Below are 21,610 nucleotides of genomic sequence, written 5' to 3' on the forward strand. Positions count from 1 at the left end.
CGGGAGCAGATAATGAAATTCAGTGAATCCTGGTTACGTGAGTGGGTCAACCCGCAGTTATCGACCAATGAGTTAGCAGAACAAATTTCGATGGCCGGTCTGGAAGTCGACGGTGTCGAGCCGGTTGCCGGTGAGTTTAGCGGTGTTGTAGTGGGCCATGTGGTTGAATGTGGTCGTCATCCGGAAGCCGACAAATTACAAGTCACCAAAGTGGATATTGGCACTGGTGAACTATTAGATATCGTTTGTGGTGCAGCCAACTGCCGTCAGGGCTTAAAAGTTGTGGTTGCAACAGTAGGCGCTGTATTGCCTGGCGATTTTAAAATTAAAGCCGCTAAGTTACGTGGTCAGCCATCCAACGGTATGTTGTGTTCTTTATCTGAGCTTGGCATGGCCGAAAGTTCAGAAGGCATTATTGAACTGCCTGCTGATGCGCCGCTGGGTCAGAACATTCGCCAGTACCTGACGTTAGACGACAATGCCATTGAAGTGGATTTAACGCCAAACCGTGCGGATTGTTTAGGCTTAAAAGGTTTAGCCCGTGAAGTAGGTGTACTGAATAACTTAGACGTAAAACAACCTGACATTGCCGCTGTTGCTGCAAGCATCAGTGACGTCAAAGGTATTCAGTTATCTGCGCCACAAGCTTGTCCACGTTATTTAGGTCGTATGATTCGCAACATCAACACAGCCGCTGTGACGCCTTTATGGATGGTGGAAAAATTACGCCGTTCTGGTATCCGTTCTATTGATGCTGTGGTGGACGTGACCAACTTCGTATTGCTGGAGCTGGGTCATCCTATGCACGCTTTTGATTTAGCAAAAATCGAAGGTGATATCGATGTGCGTATGGCCAAAGAGGGTGAAAAGCTTACTCTGCTGGATAGCAACGAAGTGACCTTAAAAGCCAATACGCTGGTGATAGCTGACAGCCAAAAAGCCTTAGCAATGGCCGGTATCTTTGGTGGTTTGCACAGTGGTGTGACGAAAGACAGCAACCACATTTTCCTTGAGAGTGCATTTTTCTCTCCGGTTGAAATGGCTGGTATTGCCCGTCAATACGGCTTACATACCGATGCATCACACCGCTATGAGCGTGGTGTTGACCCAGAGTTGCAACGCACAGCGATGGAAAGAGCAACAGCATTGCTGCTCGCTATTGTCGGTGGTGAAGCTGGCCCTGTGGTTGAAGCTGTCTCAGTGACTCATTTACCTAAAGCAGCTCAAATTGCGTTAACCCGCACTAAGCTGGATCGTATTTTAGGCATTTCTATTGCGACAGAGACAGTCACTGAAATTTTCCAGCGTTTAGGTATGCAGGTTCAGACATCAGCTGACGAGTGGCAGGTGACAGTACCAAGCTACCGTTTTGATATCTCTATTCCTGAGGATTTAATCGAAGAAGTAGCCCGGGTCTATGGTTACAACAATATTCCTAATGTAGCACCACAAGCTGCGCTTGCGATGAGCAAACATCAGGAAAGCCGTATTTCCGTTCACAGCTTACGTGATTTGTTGGTGGCCCGTGGTTATCAGGAAGCTATTACTTATAGTTTTGTTGATCCTAAAGTGCAGGAAACCTTGTTCCCGGGTCAGGCTGCTCTGGTGTTGCCAAACCCAATTTCTGTGGATATGTCGGCGATGCGGTTAAACCTGTGGCCAGGTTTATTGCAGGCTGTGCAATACAATCAGAATCGTCAGCAAAGCCGCATTCGTTTATTCGAATATGGCCTGAAATTTATCCCTGATGCAGACGCTGAAGGTGGTGTACGTCAGGTGCCGGTGTTAGGTGGTGTTATTGTTGGCAGTTATGGCAATGAGCACTGGACTATCGCAGAGCGGGCCGTTGATTTTTATGATGTTAAAGGCGATGTGGAAGCGCTGTTAAGCTGCACTTCAGCTACAGAGTGTTTTACTTTCGCTACAGGTCAACACAGCGCCTTACATCCGGGTCAAACTGCCCAGTTAAACCGGGATGGCAAAGCTGTAGGTGTGCTTGGCGCCTTGCATCCGGAAGCGGAACGTAAATTGGGTATTAAAGGCAAAGCCTTTTTATTTGAAGTAGAGCTGGAAGCATTTGGTGATAAACACATTGTTTTAGCTCAGGAAACTTCAAAATACCCTGCAAACCGTCGCGATTTAGCTATTGTTGTGAAATCTGATGTGCGTTTTTCAGATATCCTTGCTACTATTAGAAAAGTTGGCGGAAATCAATTAGTTGACCTAAAATTGTTTGACGTCTACACAGGGCAGGGTGTTGCTGAAGGCTATAAGTCATTAGCGATAGCTTTAACCTTGCAGGACAAGGCGCGGACGCTTGAAGATAAAGATATCCAACAGGTTATCTCTTCTGTGGTCGAGGTGCTGAGCAAAGAGTTCAACGCAACGTTGAGGGATTAAGAATGGCGCTTACCAAAGCCGATTTAGCAGAACGTTTATTTACCAAGTTTGGCATCAGCAAGCGCGATGCAAAATTAATTGTCGAATCTTTTTTTGAAGAGATCCGCATTGCTTTGGAAGCAGGCGACCAGGTAAAACTGTCAGGTTTTGGTAACTTCGACCTGCGGGTAAAAAACCAAAGACCAGGCCGTAACCCAAAAACAGGTGAAGATATACCTATCTCTGCCCGTTGTGTGGTGACTTTCAGGCCAGGTCAAAAGTTGAAAAGCAGAGTGGAAGTAGGCACCGCCAAGAAATAATTTCTTGTTGTTCTGTGTATAGAAAGGAGTGTTCCGTCAGGACACTCCTTTTTTATTTTTTTGAGCCAAGGCTACTGTGGCTGAGTTTTCTTTTTGACCTGCACAGAATAAGTTACATAAATTCACAAGTTTTAATTAAATCAATGAATTGTAAAATATATATAATAAAAATATAACATTAATATAAAGACTAATTGGTATGCCTTGCTAAGTTTGGAGCCGCAGGATGCAACTTCACATCATGGACTTCAAAACTCTTACAAGGTACACATATGAAAAATAGAAACAAAGTACTGTTACTGGGAACTGCTGGTTGTTTTGCTTTATCCTTGACGTCGGTGGCTGTCGCCGCTGCTGTGGATACAGGACCAGAGTTTGTTACTGCTGCAGATGTAGCTGCAATTGATCCAAGTGATGACAGTACCACCCGTTATATCGTCAAATATAAAGATGGCACCACCAGCACTTTACAAAGTGGCGCTCAGGCTGTTTCTGCATTTTCTGAACAAAGAGCAGAAACCTTAGCGCGCAAATACAAAGGGAAAGTTGTCAAACATTTAAGCTCGGTCAAGTCCAGCGTGCTGGAGCTGAATCCACGTCAGTTAAAAGCTATGGTTTCGGACCCTGAAGTGCAGTACATCGAAGTGGATCAAAAGCGTTATTTGTTTGACGTGATCACGCCGATGGCACAAAGCACTCCTTACGGTATTCCTATGGTTCAGGCCAATTTGGTCAGTGATAACAATGCGGCTAACACTCCGGTTTGTGTTATTGACACGGGTTATCGTTTAAATCATGTCGATTTACCGAGTTCAGGCGTGACAGGTTTTGCTTTCTCTGGTCATGGCAGTTGGTCCACTGATGGTAACGGTCACGGTACCCATGTAGCGGGCACTATGGTGGCGCTGAATAACAATGATGGTGTGGTGGGAGTGTTACCTTCAGGCCAGGCTGGTGTTCATATCGTCAAAATATTTAACGACTCTGGCAACTGGACTTTTGCTTCTGATTTGATTGATGGTATTCAGTCTTGTCAGGATGCAGGCGCCAAAGTAGTCAATATGAGTTTAGGCGGCAGCAGTTCCAGCCAGACTGAACAAACGGCGATGACCAATTTTTACAACAGCGGTATGCTGTTGATTGCAGCTGCAGGTAATGCCGGTAATACCAGTTTGTCCTATCCTGCCTCTTACAATGCAGTAGTTTCAGTAGCTGCTGTGGATTCTAACCGCAATCTGGCTAGTTTCTCTCAGCGTAATGCTCAGGTGGAATTAGCAGGTCCAGGTGTTGCAGTGAATTCCACTTGGAACAATGGTGGTTACAACAGTATTAGCGGTACCTCTATGGCGTCACCTCATGTCGCTGGTGTGGCCGCTTTAGTCTGGAGCAATCATCCACAATGTACGGCGCCACAAATCCGCAGTGCGTTACAAGCAACAGCGCAGGACAGGGGCACTGCAGGGCGGGATAACTCTTTTGGTTTTGGTATAGTTCAGGCCAAAGCTGCTGTGGATTATCTGACCGCGAATGGCTGTAGCGGCGGTGGTGGCGGTAATCCTCCGCCAACAGGGGGCGAAACCTTCCCTAACCTGAGTGCCAGTACTGGTACCTGGTTACGAGGCTCTTACGTGATCCCATCAGGTGTCAGCACCTTAACCTTTACCATCTCAGGCGGCACTGGTGATGCGGACTTGTATGTGCGTTTCAACAGTCAGCCGACCGAAAGCCAATACAATTGCCGTCCATACTTAAATGGCAATGCTGAGCAGTGCACCATCAACAATCCACAAGCCGGAACCTGGCATGTGGGCGTGAAGGCATATACGACTTTTAGTGGTGTGACTATGAGTTACTCTTACTAATAAAACAAGTTTATCCTGATAAAAAAGCTGCGCCGTAAGGCGCAGCTTTTTACATTTTGCTGTCCTGCAAAATGCCTGTTCAGGCCATCGTCGCTGCGCTCCAATGTTAACAATCGCTCCCGGCGATTGTTTTACATTTTGCTGTCCTGCAAAATGCCTGTTCAGGCCATCGTCGCTGCGCTCCAATGTTAACAATCGCTCCCGGCGATTGTTTTACATTTTGCTGTCCTGCAAAATGCCTGTAGGCCATCGTCGCTGCGCCCCAATGTTAACAATCGCTCCCGGCGATTGTTTTGTGCAAAAGTAGCTGTATCTGATGATCAAAAATTTTCTCTTGCAGTGATCCAATGAACCTGCTGATCTGTAAACAATTCTAGTCATCTCCGTGATTTTTTCTGTGAGTCCTTATTATGAGTATCCAAATCGGTGTCAGCGCTTGTGTGCTTGGGCAAAAAGTGCGTTTTGATGCCGGCCATAAAGCATCTGAATTTTGTAACAGCACTCTTGCTCCTTTTGTATCTTATGTCCCCGTCTGCCCTGAACAGGCGATAGGCTTAGGTGTGCCTCGTCCTGCTATTCGTTTGCAGCTCAATGCTGCTCAGCAGGTACGATTGGTCAACAGCAAAGACAGCAGCATTGATCACACAGACACTATGCTGCAATTTACCGAAAAACTATTGCCGGAGCTGAAACAGCTGTCTGGCTATATTGTTTGCGCCAAGTCCCCCAGTTGTGGCATGGAACGGGTACGGTTAAATGATCAAAATGGTCACCAGCTGGGTAAAGTCGGAGTTGGGGTTTTTACACAACAATTGATGCATAGCTATCCCTGGTTACCTGTAGAGGAAGATGGTCGTTTGTTGGACTCAAACCTGAGAGAGAACTTTGTTACGCGGATTTTCGCCTGTCATGACTATCAGCAAATGCTGCAATCAGGTTTTACTGTGGGCAAGTTAGTGGCTTTTCATAGCCGCTATAAATTTTTGGTGATGGCGCATAGTCCAACGGCGTACCGTGAATTAGGCCGCTTAGTGGCTCAGGCGAAATTGTTTGCTCCGGATGAATTGGCGCAACGTTATTTACTGGATTTAATGCAGGCCTTAAAGCAGCAAGCTACCCGTAAGCAGCAAGCCAATGTGTTGATGCACTTGCAGGGCTTTTTTAAGAAGATGCTTAGTAGTAGCGCAAAGCAGGAACTGTTGGCCCTTATTCATAAATACCGTCAGGGCCATTTGCCTTTGTTGGCACCTTTAACCTTATTGCGTCACCATTTGGCTCAGCATCCCCATCAGTATGTAGCTGCGCAGCAGTACCTGCAGCCGTTCCCAGATGAGTTGGGGTTACGCGCCTGATGAGTAACACAGCATTCTCCATTGTATGGCTGCGTAATGATTTACGCCTCTATGACAACCAGGCTTTATTTGAAGCCTGCCAGTCAGGTTTGCCTGTAGTTGCGCTTTTTATTGCGACACCAGATAGTTGGCAGCAGCATTTTATGGCGCCGATAAAACAAGATTTTATTCGCCGTCGTGTGCAGCAGTTGCAGACTGAACTTGCAGTTTTGAATATCCCTTTGCTGGCGATTGAGGGCAGTCATTATTCTGCGATCCCAGAACTGATGCAGCAACTAATAGATGCTGGAGCAGAAGCCTTGTACGGCCACACTGAATACGAGTTACGTGAGCGTGTTCGGGATAGCAATGTCAGTGCCACTTTCGCTAATGCGGGTAAAGCCTGCTTTTGGTTTGACCGCAAAGCCGTGATGCCTCCGGGGTCAATACTCAGCAAAACCGGTGGCATTTATCAGATTTTTACGCCTTTTAAGAAAACCTGGCTGGCGCGTTTACGTGAAGCGGGGATACGCTGTTTCCCTAAACCGAAAGCTTTAGCAGAAACAAAACTACAGTTGCCACAATGGCCTTTGATGAAGCAAGGAGATGGCAGTTCAGAGGCTTATGCTGTGGATGAACTGCATATTCTCGAACAGATGCGCCAGTTCTGCCGGGATAAAGTTAGCTTTTATCAAACAGAACGTGACTTTCCGGCGTTGGATGGCACCTCGTCTTTATCAGCTTATCTGGCGATAGGCGTTGTTTCAGCACAGCAGTGCATTAGTCGTCTGCAATTGGAAGCAGCGAATGACTGGGACAGAGAAAAGTCCGGGGCTGCGGTCTGGTTATCTGAACTGGTATGGCGGGATTTTTATCATCATATTCTGATGGCTTTTCCAGAGCTGATTAAACACAAAGCCTTCCAAAAAGATACGGACGCTATTGTCTGGCCTAATAATCAGCAACTGTTTCAAGCTTGGTGTGATGGACAAACCGGTTATCCGATAGTAGATGCTGCGATGCGCCAACTGAATCAAACCGGTTGGATGCACAACAGACTACGGATGATAGTAGCGAGTTTCCTGGTCAAGGATTTACATATCGACTGGCGCTGGGGTGAGCAGTATTTTATGTCGAAGCTGATTGATGGCGATTTCGCCGCTAACAACGGCGGCTGGCAATGGGCAGCTTCAACAGGCACAGATGCTGCACCTTATTTCCGTATCTTCAATCCTGTCACTCAAAGTGAACGTTTTGACCCGGATGGCGTATTTATAAAACGTATGCTGCCAGAACTTGCTGATGTGCCGAAAAAACAGATCCACTGGCCCCATCCTTTGCCGATGTGGAGTGACTATGTCAAACCTGTTGTGGATCACAGTAAAGCGCGGCTGAAAACCTTAGAGTTGTTCCACACTGTTAAAAAACCGCAGGATGTACTGGATCATGAATGAAAATAACGCGACAGAACGGCTGGAACGTTTTTTAGATTTTTATAATAACTTAAGCCAGAACAACTTAGGTTCATTGCCTGAACTCTATGCCGACAATGTAGAGTTTATTGACCCTGTGCACCATATGCTGGGGCTGGATCAGTTGCAGCAGTATTTCTCGCATGCCTATGCACGCTTGAGTAGTTGTCACTTTGTCGCTACCTCAAAAATAGCCAATCAGGATCAGGGCTGTCTGAGCTGGGTCATGACTTTTACTCATGAAGCTATAGGTAATGGCAAGGCGATTTCTGTGCATGGTTGCTCCGTCGTGCACTGGAACAGCGAAGGCAAAATTGCCTACCACAGAGATTATTACGATTTAAATGAAATGGTGCTGCAGCATATTCCACTGCTGGGCTGGGTCACTAAAAAAATTAAACAAAAAATGGCTAATAACACTGCTACCCAAACAACTTAATGTTGCAGGGAGGCGACAAGTAATCGAGGCCCCGGGAGCATAGACCCACTATGTGACCGGGGCGAGTGAGCGCAGTCAACGAAGCTGCGGCTTTAAGTAGGAAGGGTAGAAATGAAAATTGCAGTAGTAGGTGGCGGTATTTCCGGCATGATCAGCTGGTATTTGTTGCAGCGCCAGCATGAAGTCACTTTATTTGAAGCCGGTTCTTACCTTGGTGGCCACACAGCAACTGTAGATGTGACTGTGGAAGGCAAAGAGTACGCTATAGATACAGGCTTTATTGTATTTAATAACTGGACTTATCCGCTGTTTAATAAGTTTTTAGACGAACTGAAGGTGGAGTCACAGCATACCCAAATGAGTTTTTCGGTGAAAAAAGCCGATACAGGGCTGGAATACAATGGCCACACTCTGGCGACTTTATTTGCCCAGCGCCGCAACCTGTTTCGCCCTTCGTTCTGGCGTATGCTGCTGGATATTGTCAAATTTAATAAACTGGGTAAGGAGTTGCTGGAGCAAAACCATCCGGATCTGGATTTACTGATCGATGAGTTTCTGGCCAAACATAACTTAGGCCCCGAGCTTCGCAATGACTACTTATTACCTATGGGCGCCGCCATTTGGTCCTCTGGCCTTGCCGATATGCCTTCTTTTCCTCTGCGTTTTTTCCTGCAGTTTTTCAAAAATCATGGCTTGCTGAATGTAGCGGACCGGCCGCAGTGGTCGGTGATTAAAGGCGGCTCACGAGAATACGTGCGCGCTTTATTCAATACGCTCAATCCTGCCCAGGTAAAACTCAATAGTCCCGTGAAATCTGTAACACGAAATGCTGAGGGCGTTAGGCTGGAATTTACCGATGGCCGCATTGAGTCCTTTGATCAGGTGGTCTTTGCGTGCCATAGCGATCAGGCGTTGGCCTTGTTAAAAGACCCTAGCGAAGCAGAGCGACAAATTCTGGGCGGCATTGCTTATCAGCAAAACGAAGTGATATTACATACCGACCAGCGCATTTTACCTAAACGTAAAGCGGCATGGGCGGCCTGGAACTATCATCTGACCAATGCTGCATCCAGTCATGCGACTTTGAGTTACAACATGAATATTCTGCAGGGCATCGAAGCTCCGGTGACTTTTGTGGTGACGCTGAATCACAGTCACGCCATTGATCAGAACAAGATTTTAAAACGTTTTCAGTATGACCATCCGGTGTTTAACCACTGCACTATTGCTGCCCAGCTGCGCCGCAGTGAAATTAATGGCGTTAATAACAGCTGGTTCTGTGGTGCTTACTGGTATAACGGTTTTCATGAAGATGGCGTACGAAGTGCTGTGGATATAGCCAGAGCCATGGGAGTGGAATTTTGATCCCATCAGGTCATGCGTTATTAACAGGTGAAGTAGGGCATAAACGCTACTTGCCCAAAGTGCATGGTTTTGACTATCAGGTGCATTACTTCTGGCTTGACCTGGACGAGCTTGACCATATTCCGGCCAAAGGCTGGTTATGGTCAAAAGCGCGTTTTGCGGCCTGCAGTTATCGTCGTGCTGATTATTTGCCTGGCGCAGAAGATTTAACCCGAGCAGTAACACAGAAAGTGCGGGACTTAGGTTTTAACGAACCTGTGGCGAAAGTCTGCATGATGAGCCCGCTGGCGAACTGGGGTTATTATTTTAGTCCTTTGACTTTGTATTACTGCTTTAACGAGGCAAAGGAGCCTGTCGCTTTATTGGCTGAAGTCAGCAATACACCATGGAATGAGCGGCATTATTATTTGGTGCCAGTGGATAGCGCGGAAAAATCGCATTACCAGCATGACAAAGCGTTTCATGTGTCACCTTTTAATCCAATGGATATGCAATACCACTGGACTGTTGTGGCAAATTCAGCTCAACTGGAATTAGCTATTACTAATTTTAAAGCAGAGCAGAAGGTATTTAGTGCCTGGTTCCGTTTAGCCTTACAGCCATTTAGCCTGCAGGAGCTAAAGAGTTTACTGATCCGCCGTCCATGGCAAAACGTACAAGTGATGACACGAATTTATTGGCATGCAATCAAACTGCTGGTTAAAGCAGTGCCTGTGTATGGCCACCCTAAGTCAAAGGAAACACCAAGATGACGGTTTTGATCACCGAACAATGTCCTTTTCAAAATTTACGCTGGTTTGATAAAACCTGTCGTAAACTGGTGCTGAACCATTTAAGTCAGTTGCATTATGGCGCCATTTTATTAGTTGAAGGTCAGGAAAAAACGCTGCTGGGCGATGCCAAGGGCGAGTTGCAATGTACGCTGACTGTACTGGATCCGGATTTTTATCAAAAAATGATGTTCGCGGGCTCAGTAGGGGCTGGTGAGTCTTATATTCTCGGTCAGTGGCGCTGCGATAATTTAACAGTGCTGGTGCAGTTGCTGGCCCGTAACTCATCGCTGCTGGATAAACTGGAATCGGCATGGGCGCGTTTAAGTAAACCTGCGCTAAAACTGCTGGACTGGCGTAATCGCAATACCAAAGAGCAATCACGCAAAAACATTTCTGCGCATTACGATTTAGGTAATGCCATGTATCAGCTGTTTTTAGACCCAAGCATGATGTACTCCAGCGCAGTGTATGAAACGGACAGCTGCACACTGGAACAGGCGCAGTTGAATAAACTTAAATCTATTTGCGATAAGCTGCAGTTAAAGCCAACAGATCATCTGATAGAAATTGGTACAGGCTGGGGCAGCATGGCGATATTTGCCGCCCGTAATTACGGCTGTAAGGTGACTACAACCACTATTTCGCGTGAACAACACGACTATGCGGCAGAAAAAATCCGCGAAGCGGGGCTGGAGTCACAAATCACATTGTTATTTCAGGATTACCGTGATTTAACAGGTACTTATGACAAGCTTGTCTCTATAGAGATGATAGAAGCCGTCGGTGATGAGTTCTTGGATCAATACTTTGCGAAATGCTCAAGTTTACTGAAAGAAGATGGTCTGATGGTATTGCAGGCTATTACTATTGCCGACCAACGTTACAGTCACTACGTCAAAGAAGTCGACTTTATAAAGCGTTACATCTTTCCTGGTGGTTGCTTGCCGTCCATTCAGCGCATGAGCAATGCGGTAGCTGATTACACGGATTTAGTGCTGCGTCAGGTGCAGGATATAGGCCTGGATTATGCCCGCACTTTGCAGGATTGGTGTCATAACTTTATGGCGTCACGGGATAAATTGCACCAGCTGGGTTATGACGATCAGTTTATCCGACTTTGGCATTTTTACCTGTGTTACTGCGAAGGTGGCTTTTTGGAAAGAGCGACCAGCGCAGTACATTTAGTGTTCACCAAACCTATGAACAGGAACAAAATTTAACTTTTCGTTGCTTAATAAAGCACGGTCGTTTATAACTTTCTACGGATTAATGTAGTAGAGTCTGTATGACGACCGTGACCACTTCCCAGCCCCAAACTGATATCAGTGTCCTTCACGCTCAACTCCAGCAGTTACAGCAAGAAAATGCCAGACTAAGCTTAATTAATCAGTTTGCCATTGATCTGCATGAGTTGACGGGCGCGGATGACATTCTTAATTATGCTGCGAAACATGTCGTGGCAGGCTTAGGTTTTGTCGATTGTGCCATCTTTATACTGGCAGCTGACGGCGAGACGCTGGTGCGTAAAGCAGCTACCGGCACCCGTGATTTACCCTCGCATTTAGGCATTTCTGAACTGAAAGTTGGGGATGGTCTGGTCGGTTATGCGGCCAGCATCAAACAATCTGTATTGGTCTCTGATACCAGAGATGATCCCCATTATCTGGCCGATTTAGTGCCGAGTTTATCTGAACTGGTTGTGCCTATTCTGGATGGCGATGAGCTGCTGGGAGTGCTTGACTGTGAGCATTCGCAAATTAATTACTTCAGTGTTGAACATCAGCAAATTCTGGAAGTGGTCGCCTCTATTCTGGCCAGCAAACTTCGAAAGTCGCAGATGCTGGACACTCTGGAATCATCGGTCAGTAAACTTGAATATGCCGAGCGACTACAAAAAGCTCTGTACGAAATAGCCTCTTTCTCTTATTTTGCCAACGATTTTTCCAGCTTCTACAAGCGACTGCATCAAATTGTTAACTCGCTGATTTATGCACCGAATTTCTTTATTGCGCTGTTTGATGATGAAACTCAAACCTTGCAGTTCCCTTATTTCGCTGACACTGAAGACGAAATAGACCCCAATCAGGTCTACGGCTCTGACGTATTGGAACATAGCCTGACAGGCCATGTGTTTCGCTCTAAACAGCCGCTGCTTATTTGTCGTCAGCAAATGGCCGATTTTGACCGCGAGCATCAAGTGCGTACTTATGGCTCTGAGCCTGAATCCTGGCTCGGTGTGCCTTTCCAGTCCAGTGATACTGTCCGTGGTGTGGTAGTGGTGCAAAGTTATGTCGCCAATATTCAGTACAGTGAACGTGACCTTGAGCTGATGATCTTTGTCTCCCAGCATATATCCAATGCGCTGGAACGGGTGTTTTCCGAAAAACGTTTACAGCATCAGGCATTGCATGATGCTCTGACCGCTTTGCCAAACCGCAGTTTATTGATGGACCGAATTGGCCAGGCCTTTAAACGTATGCAACGTTTTCCTGCTAATCATCTGGCCGTGATGTATTTAGATTTAGACCGCTTTAAAACCGTGAATGATACGCTAGGCCATCAGGTCGGCGACGCCTTTCTTATTCAGGTAGGGCGGGTGCTGAAACTCTGTATGCGCCAGACCGATACGCTAGCCCGTTTAGGCGGCGACGAATTTGCCGTGGTGCTGGAAGATGTTGCCAGCCTTGCCGATGTAACGGATGTAGCACAGCGTATTATTCAGGCGCTGCAGCAGCCCTTGCTGGTCGGTGATCATATGCTGCTGACGTCCTGCAGTATTGGTATAGCGCTGGCCAGTTCTGAGGATCAATTGCAGTCGGCTGATGAGCTGATTCGCCGTGCTGATATCGCTATGTATCAGGCCAAACAAGATGGGCGTGGAGTCTACCGAATTTATTCCTCTGATATGAAAGTGGAGGAAAGTCAGGAGTTCAGATTAGGTCTGGAAATCAAAGCCGCTTTGGCAAAACAGCATTTTATGCTGCATTATCAGCCTATTATCAGTTTGGATACGGACGATACTATAGGTTTTGAAGCGCTTATCCGCTGGACTCATCAAAGCCGTGGCGCTATCACACCAGATGAGTTTATTCCTTATGCTGAGAAAAATGGTCTGATAGGACTTATCGATCATTATGTCTTGCGACAGAGTATTGAGCAGATCCGGCTGTGGCGGCAAAATTACGCTATGCCGTTTTATGTCAGTGTCAATGTGTCAGGTCTGGCATTTTCTGAACCTGACTTTGCTGCCGCTGTGATCCAGAAACTGGCAGAAGCGGATGTACCGGCTCGTTACCTGGCGATTGAGATCACCGAGCGTGCGTTGATTGAAAATATTGAGCAAGCGCGTTTGTGCTTAAAACAGCTGCGCCAGCATGGAGTGAAGGTGCTGCTGGATGACTTTGGTACAGGTTATTCCAGTTTAAGCTACCTGAACGAGTTTAAACTGGATGTGCTGAAAATTGACCGCTCTTTTATCGCCAATATGAAACCCCGTATTCAGGACAATCCTGTGGTCAATACGGTGATAGCTCTGGCAAAAACGCTGAATTTAAAGGTCGTGGCAGAAGGAGTGGAAACCAGTTTACAACGACAATTGTTGAAAGAATTGGGCTGTGACGCCGGACAAGGCTATTGGTTTGCTAAGGCTCTTCCAGCAGCCGATGCAGTCAAGTGGTTACGTTAAATAATACGCCTATGTAGGGGCGGGTCTTGTACCCGCCCGTCTCGAATTCCAAACAAATCTCTATTGGGTTTATCCCCGCCCGTATCCGGTTAAAATCCGATTACAAACGGGCCACATCAAACCAGGCGAATTGCTTCTGCTTCGATGACTATTTTGCCCGCTTTGTATAAAGCGCCAATGGCTTGTTTGAACATTTTTTTGCTGACACCAAACTCACCGTAAATTTGCTCCGGTGTGCTTTTATCCGATATCGGCAAGCTGCCACCTTTGTGTTTTAAGCGCTCTAAAATCACATCAGTAAAAGCCTGGGCTTTTTCATAACCAGGTTTATCCAGCATTAAATCGATACGGAAATCATCACGCATTTTCTGTACATAAGCTGTGCCTTTGTAGCCGATGCGCAGAGGTTTAAAGACCTGATTTTTATACAATAAACCCCAGTGCTGATGATCCACTACCACTTTGTAGCCGAGGTCGGTTTGTGAGGCGACATAAAACTGCACTTCATCACCTGGTTGGTAATTCGGTGTGTCTTTGCCTATGTATCTGTCCAGTTTGGCTGATGCGACAATGCGGTTACTTTTATCGACATAACAGTACACCAGATAATATTTATCCAGCTGCATTGGAATTTGTTGTTCGCTAAAAGGCACCAGCAGGTCTTTTTTCAGACCCCAGTTTAAAAAGGCACCTACTTTAGTGATAGCCACGGCTTTGAGCTGCGCCACCTGACCAACCATCACATAAGGTTTTTCTGTGGTGGCAATCAGCTGATCTTCAGAGTCCAGATACAGCAATACTTCAAGCACAGTACCAATTTCAGTTCCGGCAGGTACATAACGTTTAGGTAATAAAATATCACCCCAGCTTAAGCCATCTAAGTACACGCCAAATTCGACCTGTTTTTTTACCGCCAGTTTGTTTAGTTTGCCTAAGGCGAGTTGGGTCATGTGATTACTCCGATGCCAGCAAAGCTGGGTTTGACTGTTGAATAAACTGTAGTTGGACCTGTACGCTCTGGGCTGCATTACCAAACCAGATCTGGCCTTCATTAATGGTGCATTGTAACTGCATAGTGCGGTCGCATAATTTTGCCAGCTCTGCTGTGTCAGCTGGAGATACAGCCACTATGGTCAGGTTTTTCAACTGACTCAGCGCTTTTTGCTCAGAGATGTACCATTTATCCACTGCAGTACCACCATAAGCGATTAACAACAGCTGCTCTGTTTTATGACTGGCGCGACGTAAACGTTTCTCTTCCGGTAAACCCAGCTCAATCCACAACTGAAAGTCACCTGTCAGATTTTGACGGTACAAAGCCCCTTCATCGTCGTCGGAAATACCTTTACCGAAGGTTAAATCTTCATGGGCACACAAAGCAAAAGCCAGCAGACGTAACATCATACGCTCTGTGGTTTCAGAAGGGTGCTGGGCTAACGTCAGGTTATAGTCCTGATAATGATGGCGCGACATGTCGGCCACAGCAAGGCTTGCTTTAAAAATGGTTGCCTTTAAGGCCATAACAAATCCGCGGAACAAATCAAAAGGGCGCTAGTGTACCTTGTTCGTCGGAATAATGCAGCTTGTGTGAATAGCCTGAGATGGAGTGATTCAGGCTTGGAGTTGATGATGCTGCTTTTGCCGCAGTGCTATACGGTTCCACGCTTTCTCATGGAAAAAGTAAGCGACCGTATTGATGGCAGGCTCTATGGTCGCCACTAAACCACCCACCAGCAGATCTCCGGTTAATAAATAGGTGACGCTAAAAGCAACGCTAAAATGTAGTACGGCAAAAGTCATAGTTTTTAACATGATGTGGCTCCAGATGCCTTAATGTGGAATGAGCTTAGCCTGCTGTGTTATTCACCGAAAACGAATTAATCCAATCGCCGCTATCGTTTTTTATGTTCAGCCGATCCTGAAGTGATATGCAAACGTATTGTGTGAGCTAACAGGAGCATACAATGAATTCACTGGAAGTTTTTTATGATGGCGGTTGCCCTTTGTGCCAGCGCGAAATTAATTACTTTCGTGCACTGAAAAGTAGGGTGCCTATTATCTGGCTGGATTTAACGGATGTACATGCACAGCTGCCACCGGAGCTTGACAGATGCAGCGCGCTGGCTCGTATGCACGTGCGGGTAAACGGTCAGGTCTATTACAAAGGCGCTGCCGCTTTTGCTATGCTCTGGTCGCAGTTTGCCTATTGGCGTATGCTTGGACTCTTACTCAAGGTACAGCCCGTCACCTGGTGCGCTGATAGGCTGTATAGCTTCTTTTTGAAGATAAGGCCGCAACTACAGCGTTGGGTGCAAAAACAGGAGAAACCCTGATGGGGTTAGATTGTCGTGAACTTTTGGATGTCAAAGAGTACGAGTTTTTAATCAACTGGTTTATGCGTAAGCAAAAGCAGCACCAGTTGGCTGAATTGAACGAACCCTACAGTTATGATGGCTATTCTTTGTATGATCAAAAGGTCAATCAGCTGATTGCCGAAGCGAGCATTGCCTTTGTGGAGACTTTTCAGCGGGAAGCGCCAGCTTTGGTTTTTACCAACTTGTTTCATCTGGCTGAGCTGGAATTGCAGGGTAAGCGTGACCGATTAATCAAGGCACCAAAAAGTTTGCAATAAAAACAGTGAAAAAAACCACCTCGCGGTGGTTTTTTAAAGATTAGTTGAGTAGCTACTGTTGCTGCACCCGTTTTAATGCATCGGTCAGTTGTGGGATATCCAGCTTTTCATTCAGTGGCACTAAGGTACCAGCTGACCAGACGCCATAACTGCCATCGTCACGCACCAGAATCATTTTATCTTTTTTAAAGCTCACCATCTGGTGAGGCAATAAATTCAGTTTCGGATAAGTGGAAGGCTTAAACCAGTTATCCCCTGGCCAGTTGCTGTGACAGCCAATCTGAGCAAGCAGAGTAGGGATCAAATCCAGATGTTGGGTCACTGTATTAGATAGCGCGCGATTTAACGCTGGCCAGCTGCTGTAAAGCGGCGCAGGTGCCAGATCAAACTGGGATTGTGCTGCTTGTTGCGTTAACACCAGCAGATTGTCCGTGCTGCTTACAGCTAACTCTGCGCTTAAATCACGACTGAATTTCACTTTCACTGGCACGGCTGCATTTTCCGATAAGGATAACCAGGGCAGTAGCTTTTGAAATTCCGCATCGCTGGCACTGATACTCAGTTGTCCGGCAGGTAGCTGTTCCATCCAGGCCGGAGCCTGTTGCAAAGCGGTTACCATGTCTTTATTTAGCTGCATACTGCCATAAAGTAAGTTCAGCAACGCACTTTGAGTGTCTATGGGGGCAAAGTGTTGCTGATGGGCTTTAAACTTTTTCTGCTCCAAAAGCGCAATATCAGCTGCAGACAAGGCTGGCAGGATCAATACAGTGACTGATTCGGACTGCTGACTGACACATTGCAAAGCTTCAGGCTCACGCCAGTTGGTTGGGCGTTGCAACTGCTCTGCTTTGGTTTCTTTTAAACGGGATAAATCCAGCACATTGTATTTAGCCAAAAAGGTATTGGCAGTGGCCGGATAAGTAAAAGGCAGCACATTGTCTTGTTTCATCACATCCAAATCCAGCTGTGCATCAGCCCAGATATGCAAAGTGTGGCTGGCAACAAAGCAGCCCAAAAACAGATAAAGTGCCGGTTGGCCTACGCCAGAGGCTTGCAAACGTGGCACTTTTTTCCAACAAAAATTACTCAGGGTCAGCTCTATCGCCAGCAGCAAGGCTGAAACCACAGTGGTGATCAGAATAAAATTACGCAGGTTAGTGACGACTTGTTGGCGCAATAAATCAATGGTCTGTTCGCTCGATGCGCTGCCGACATGGTAGCCAAGCGCCTGATAGACATAGGCATCAAAGATCAGTGCAACCAGGCCAATAGTTGCTAAAGTGGCCGCTATACCGCGTACATGGCGCTGGTACGGAAAAATCAGAGTGACAGGGAATATAGTCAGAATAAAAAACAAGAAACATAAAAAGGCGGTGTGGCCCAGCCAGTTGGTCAGCAAATAAAACCAGCCAGTGATGCTTTGTGGCAGAGGTTCAGCCCACCAGTAAGCTGCGGTGATCACCAGTGCCAGCAGTATATTAAAAAAAGTAAACCAATGACCCCAGTTCAGCAGGCGGTTTACTTTATTGACCAATGACAGGTTTTGTTCCAGCACCATAGAGTTATTGTTTCTTGCTGTTGACGGCGTCTTTGAGCGCCTGACCAAAATGAGTCACCACATCCATACGCTGAGCTGCTGGAACACTGGTGTTAATGATATGACTGATAGTATTACCTAAACACATCAGGCTCAATTCTGTAGTCGCATCTTCAGAGCGTAATTGCTCCAGCAGAGTGTTAACGATCTTTTCAATTTGGTCGGTCGAATACTTTGATACAATAGGCATGAAGGTCTCTGCTCGAAATAAAATGGAACAGCGGGGAATACTAGCAGAATTAGCTGAGAACAGGAAAATATATGTCCGTTGATGTGTTGCATCTGGCAATAAATTTTATCGAAAGTACTGAAAGTGAGCAGTTGCAGGCGCAATTTCGTCAGGAGTTGGTGCCGGTTTCCCAATCTGTAGCGCATTTAATTGAACAATTGCACCTGGCCTACAACGGCAAACCTGCCAAAGGTTATGCCACCTTTTCTGATGATTTACAGGACAGAATGGCGCTGCCTTTAGCGCAGTGGCAAGCGCAGGAGCGCAGCTTTTTACAACTGGCAGAACAAGCCACTAGCCAGCTTGTGGTGCAGCTGGTGCAGCATCAAATTCAGGAAACCGGCTATTTTATGTTGTGCCACTATCGTTATCTGGCTACGGAGTATGTACTGGTGACTTTATTAGGCAGCAAAGATCACTTCAGTGTGACGCCGGAGTTATTACTTTCCACCGATCAGCACCTGGACATAGCTCGGATGCAACTGGCAGCCCGTATCGATTTAACCGAATACCAAACCAGCCCGGAGCAAAACAAATACATTTCCTTTATCCGTGGCCGGGCAGGGCGTAAAGTCGCCGACTTTTTCCTCGACTTCTTAGGCTGTGCTGAAGGCATGGTCGCCAAAGAGCAAAGCAAAGTGGTGCTGGCTTCTGTCGAAGAGTATTTGTCGGCCTCTGATTACGATGCCAGCGAAAAGTCGGCAGTGCGTAAACAAGTCTATGAATACTGTGAAGAGCAAACTAAACAAGGTTTGGATGTGCATTTGCAGGAATTGTCGGCCACCATCGACAGCAGCGATGCCCGTGCTTTTACCGATTACTGTGCAGAGCAAAATATCGAAGTGCCAGAGCAGTTCCCTGTGGATGTCAAAGAGTTAAAAACGCTGGTGAAGTTCTCAGGCGCTGGTGGTGGTGTCAGTATCAGCTTTGAACAAAAGCATTTAGGCGAACGCATCCGCTACGATATGGACAAAGATTTGCTGATTATTCAGGGCGTGCCGCCGAACTTAAAAGATCAGCTGCAACGTTTCTTAAAAGGTTTTTCCAGCTTTGATAACAAAGGCTAAAACGCTGCGGAGCACAGCGAATCACTAAACCTTAATCACCGCTACTGCCACCGCCATCAGATCCGCCGTCTGATGAACTGTGGTGGTGGTCGGTATCCACTTGTTTAATCCGGCTGCCATCCGTGCCGCTACCCGCCACTATAGTTCCGGTAACACCACCTTCAGCGGTTTTTTTCTGTCCTACTTCTCTTTTAGGCTTTTCCTGCAGACGCTTTTTGTTACGGCGCATCAGCCACAGATTAGCCAGTACAAGACCAGCAATAATAAGAAGCGTCCACCAGAGGGTAACTGTCATTTTTTAGTCCTTACAAATGTTGCAAACATAACGCTGATAAATCAGTGGTATATGTTCAAGCAGCAGGGGTTTATCCGGTAATTCACTTTGAGTGATGGCATCAGCCAGCATAGTCTCGTCAAAGGCGTTTAAATAGTCTTCTGCCAAAGGACGGTAACTTAAATGCCAGGCTTCTTTTGCCACGCCACCCTGATCGCGTTGATAAGGCCGGAAAAAGCCAAAGCCTGATGCATGCTGATGCAGCCATTGATCCAAAGCGTAAAAAGGCCCGCCTAGTTGATACTCTGCATCCAGTAACTGCACCTGATAATCTGCTGCTACAGGGGCTTTGTCAAAGACATCCAGATCCGTGCCCCAATGATGGCGGCTGGCACCTGGCAAAGCAGAATAGAGTAATATCGCTTCAATTTTAGCAAAGCCATCTAACTGACTTATATCAACTTGCTGTTGCGCCTTGTTATAGACAGGACGCTGGCCTGTGTACTTCGCTGTCCAAATCCGTGCCTGCTGAGCAAAAGAACGATACGACGAGACAAGGGCCAATTCGATACCATCGGCAGCAGCGGCCTGTTGCATCTGCTGATAAGCAGCTTTGACGTCCGGCAATAAACGATGCCGCTGCTCCAGTTCAACCAGAGCAGTTTCATCAAAACCTGTCAGAAGCTTGGCGACACTCATTTTGCGACCAGTTGCTGCAATATATGTTGATACATATCAGCTAGAGGCTCTAAATCGGCCACTGCCACACATTCGTTAATTTTATGAATGGTGCCATTACAAGGTCCTAATTCCAGCACCTGAGCACCTGTAGGTGCAATAAAACGACCATCTGATGTACCACCAGTCGTCTCCAGTGATGGCGCATAACCTTTGACTTGTTGCACTGCATGCACAGCAGCTGCCACCAGTTCACCACTGTCGGTTAGAAACGGCAGACCATTGAGGATCCAGTCGATGCTGTAGTTCAGTCCATGTTTTTCTAAAATCGCCAGTACCCGTTGTTGCAATTGTTCAGCTGTGACTTCAGTGCTGTAACGGAAGTTAAAGGTTAGCTGCACATCACCTGGCACCACATTGGTGGCGCCAGTACCTGCATGAATATTCGAAATCTGAAAACTGGTGGCAGGGAAAAACGCATTGCCCTGATCCCAGACCGTTTGGGCTAATTCGGCTAACGCAGGAGCTGCTTTGTGAATAGGATTATCCACCAGATGTGGGTAAGCCACATGACCCTGAACCCCTTTGACGGTCAGATAACCTGTTAAAGAACCACGACGGCCATTTTTAATCACATCACCGAGACTTTTAGTGCTGGATGGTTCACCCACTAAACACCATTTGATTTTTTCCTGACGGCTTTCCAGTACTTCAATGACTCGTTTGGTGCCATTAATAAAAGGGCCTTCCTCATCGCTGGTAATTAAAAAGGCAATGTCGCCTGTAAGTGTTGGATTGGTCGCTAAAAAGCGCTCTGTTGCCACCACCATAGCCGCCAGACTGCCTTTCATATCCGCAGTACCGCGGCCGTAGAGCATGCCATCACGAATTTCTGGCTCAAAAGGTGGGCTGGTCCATTGATCCAGCGGGCCTGTTGGCACCACATCGGTATGACCTGCGAAACAAAACAAGGGTTTACCCTGACCTCTGCGAGCCCATAAATTTAAGGTGTCTTCAAAAAACATCGACTCGATAGTAAAACCCAAAGCCTCGAGACGTTTTGCCATCAGTTGCTGACAACCGGCGTCTTCAGGCGTCACCGACTGGCGGCTGATTAAATCTTTGGTCAGGTCAAGTACGGCTGTGCTCATGCGGAAAGTCCAAATAATGTCTGATACTGTTGTTCTGAAAAACCAAGATAAAACTTACCATTGTGCTCAAGCACGGGTCTTTTGATCATCGCAGGTTGCGCCAGCATCAACTGTACTGCTTTGTCTGCATTCATGTCTTGTTTGTCTGCATCCGGCAAAGCTCTGTAGGTGGTGCCTTTGGTATTGAGCAATTCTTGCCAGCTAAGTTGCTGCATAAATTCTGCTAAGAGTTCTGCAGTGATGCCGTCCTGACGGTAATCAATATACTGATGGGGCAGTTGCTGTTGTTCCAGGTATTTGCGGGCTTTTTTTATCGTGTCACAATTTTTAATGCCATAAATGCGGGTCATAAAGCT

22 protein-coding genes are annotated in these 21,610 nt (G+C 46.6%); 13 read left to right on the plus strand and 9 right to left on the minus strand.

Translation table 11 applies throughout. The features are described 5' to 3' along the window. Positions 1-12 precede the first annotated feature (12 nt). The 10 genes from pheT (at position 13) to LSG34_RS00255 (ending at position 13,626) form a co-directional block, all read left to right on the plus strand. Positions 13-2,400, plus strand: coding sequence for a phenylalanine--tRNA ligase subunit beta (gene pheT / locus LSG34_RS00210; protein ID WP_233006801.1), 2,388 nt, complete (start codon positions 13-15; stop codon positions 2,398-2,400). Positions 2,401-2,402: 2 nt separating this feature from the next. Beyond that, positions 2,403-2,699, plus strand: coding sequence for an integration host factor subunit alpha (ihfA, locus tag LSG34_RS00215; protein WP_008898181.1), 297 nt, complete (start codon positions 2,403-2,405; stop codon positions 2,697-2,699). 272 nt (positions 2,700-2,971) lie between these two features. Then, on the plus strand, positions 2,972-4,561 hold the full coding sequence (locus LSG34_RS00220; protein WP_233006802.1) for a S8 family serine peptidase: 1,590 nt from the start codon (positions 2,972-2,974) through the stop codon (positions 4,559-4,561). A gap of 410 nt (positions 4,562-4,971) precedes the next feature. Continuing rightward, positions 4,972-5,913 carry a YbgA family protein gene (locus tag LSG34_RS00225; RefSeq protein WP_233006803.1) on the plus strand — a complete coding sequence of 314 codons (942 nt, stop codon included), beginning with the start codon at positions 4,972-4,974 and terminating at the stop codon, positions 5,911-5,913. Next, entirely contained in the window at positions 5,913-7,346 is a 1,434-nt protein-coding gene (gene phrB / locus LSG34_RS00230; protein WP_233006804.1) for a deoxyribodipyrimidine photo-lyase, read from the plus strand. Before LSG34_RS00225 ends, phrB begins: the two co-directional genes overlap by 1 nt. Beyond that, positions 7,339-7,803: a nuclear transport factor 2 family protein gene (locus LSG34_RS00235; RefSeq protein WP_233006805.1), complete on the plus strand. Its 465-nt coding sequence runs from the start codon at positions 7,339-7,341 to the stop codon at positions 7,801-7,803. The genes phrB and LSG34_RS00235 overlap by 8 nt, the downstream gene beginning before the upstream one ends. Before the next feature lie 111 nt (positions 7,804-7,914). After that, positions 7,915-9,168: an NAD(P)/FAD-dependent oxidoreductase gene (locus LSG34_RS00240; protein WP_233006806.1), complete on the plus strand. Its 1,254-nt coding sequence runs from the start codon at positions 7,915-7,917 to the stop codon at positions 9,166-9,168. Continuing rightward, positions 9,165-9,920, plus strand: coding sequence for a DUF1365 domain-containing protein (locus LSG34_RS00245; protein WP_233006807.1), 756 nt, complete (start codon positions 9,165-9,167; stop codon positions 9,918-9,920). The genes LSG34_RS00240 and LSG34_RS00245 overlap by 4 nt, the downstream gene beginning before the upstream one ends. Continuing rightward, the gene (locus tag LSG34_RS00250; protein ID WP_233006808.1) at positions 9,917-11,161 is read left to right on the plus strand and encodes an SAM-dependent methyltransferase; all 1,245 of its coding nucleotides are present in this window, start codon (positions 9,917-9,919) and stop codon (positions 11,159-11,161) included. Before LSG34_RS00245 ends, LSG34_RS00250 begins: the two co-directional genes overlap by 4 nt. 65 nt (positions 11,162-11,226) lie before the next feature. Then, positions 11,227-13,626 carry an EAL domain-containing protein gene (locus LSG34_RS00255; protein ID WP_233006809.1) on the plus strand — a complete coding sequence of 800 codons (2,400 nt, stop codon included), beginning with the start codon at positions 11,227-11,229 and terminating at the stop codon, positions 13,624-13,626. A gap of 116 nt (positions 13,627-13,742) precedes the next feature. Here the strand turns inward: LSG34_RS00255 and LSG34_RS00260 are convergent, their stop codons facing one another. The 3 genes from LSG34_RS00260 to LSG34_RS00270 form a co-directional block, all read right to left on the minus strand. After that, complete coding sequence (locus tag LSG34_RS00260) at positions 13,743-14,576, minus strand: CvfB family protein (protein ID WP_233006810.1); 834 nt, start codon at positions 14,574-14,576, stop codon at positions 13,743-13,745. 4 nt (positions 14,577-14,580) lie between these two features. After that, positions 14,581-15,147 carry a YaeQ family protein gene (locus tag LSG34_RS00265; protein ID WP_233006811.1) on the minus strand — a complete coding sequence of 189 codons (567 nt, stop codon included), beginning with the start codon at positions 15,145-15,147 and terminating at the stop codon, positions 14,581-14,583. Between the two features lie 90 nt (positions 15,148-15,237). Then, positions 15,238-15,438 (minus strand): DUF2061 domain-containing protein, encoded by a 201-nt coding sequence (locus tag LSG34_RS00270; RefSeq protein ID WP_127684533.1) that lies wholly within the window; start codon positions 15,436-15,438, stop codon positions 15,238-15,240. Between the two features lie 152 nt (positions 15,439-15,590). Here LSG34_RS00270 and LSG34_RS00275 point away from each other — a divergent pair, with 152 nt between their 5' ends. Together LSG34_RS00275 and LSG34_RS00280 are read left to right on the plus strand one after the other, a co-directional pair. Continuing rightward, complete coding sequence (locus tag LSG34_RS00275) at positions 15,591-15,959, plus strand: thiol-disulfide oxidoreductase DCC family protein (protein WP_233006812.1); 369 nt, start codon at positions 15,591-15,593, stop codon at positions 15,957-15,959. Beyond that, a complete protein-coding gene (locus LSG34_RS00280) occupies positions 15,959-16,258 on the plus strand; it encodes a hypothetical protein (RefSeq protein ID WP_233006813.1) in 300 nt (99 codons plus the stop codon). Before LSG34_RS00275 ends, LSG34_RS00280 begins: the two co-directional genes overlap by 1 nt. Positions 16,259-16,310: 52 nt before the next feature. Here LSG34_RS00280 and LSG34_RS00285 read toward each other — a convergent pair whose 3' ends face one another. Together LSG34_RS00285 and LSG34_RS00290 are read right to left on the minus strand one after the other, a co-directional pair. Continuing rightward, positions 16,311-17,816 (minus strand): DUF3413 domain-containing protein, encoded by a 1,506-nt coding sequence (locus LSG34_RS00285; protein ID WP_233006814.1) that lies wholly within the window; start codon positions 17,814-17,816, stop codon positions 16,311-16,313. 4 nt (positions 17,817-17,820) lie between these two features. Further along, entirely contained in the window at positions 17,821-18,045 is a 225-nt protein-coding gene (locus LSG34_RS00290) for a YejL family protein (RefSeq protein WP_127021904.1), read from the minus strand. Between the two features lie 71 nt (positions 18,046-18,116). On the opposite strand from LSG34_RS00290, the gene yejK reads away from it, so the two are divergent. After that, positions 18,117-19,151, plus strand: a complete 1,035-nt coding sequence (yejK, locus tag LSG34_RS00295; RefSeq protein ID WP_127021906.1) for a nucleoid-associated protein YejK — start codon at positions 18,117-18,119, stop codon at positions 19,149-19,151. A gap of 31 nt (positions 19,152-19,182) precedes the next feature. Here yejK and LSG34_RS00300 read toward each other — a convergent pair whose 3' ends face one another. From LSG34_RS00300 to LSG34_RS00315, 4 genes are read right to left on the minus strand one after another with little or no spacing between them, the layout of a single operon-like run. Then, positions 19,183-19,446 carry a hypothetical protein gene (locus LSG34_RS00300; protein WP_233006815.1) on the minus strand — a complete coding sequence of 88 codons (264 nt, stop codon included), beginning with the start codon at positions 19,444-19,446 and terminating at the stop codon, positions 19,183-19,185. Positions 19,447-19,449: 3 nt separating this feature from the next. Continuing rightward, positions 19,450-20,124, minus strand: a complete 675-nt coding sequence (locus LSG34_RS00305; protein ID WP_233006816.1) for a M15 family metallopeptidase — start codon at positions 20,122-20,124, stop codon at positions 19,450-19,452. Beyond that, the gene (gene dapE, locus LSG34_RS00310; protein WP_233006817.1) at positions 20,121-21,254 is read right to left on the minus strand and encodes a succinyl-diaminopimelate desuccinylase; all 1,134 of its coding nucleotides are present in this window, start codon (positions 21,252-21,254) and stop codon (positions 20,121-20,123) included. The genes LSG34_RS00305 and dapE overlap by 4 nt, the downstream gene beginning before the upstream one ends. Further along, entirely contained in the window at positions 21,251-21,604 is a 354-nt protein-coding gene (locus LSG34_RS00315) for an ArsC family reductase (protein WP_233006818.1), read from the minus strand. Before LSG34_RS00315 ends, dapE begins: the two co-directional genes overlap by 4 nt. Between the last annotated feature and the right edge of the window lie 6 nt (positions 21,605-21,610).

Origin of the sequence: Rheinheimera faecalis (assembly GCF_021290965.1) — a bacterium.
GTDB lineage: Bacteria > Pseudomonadota > Gammaproteobacteria > Enterobacterales > Alteromonadaceae > Pararheinheimera > Pararheinheimera faecalis.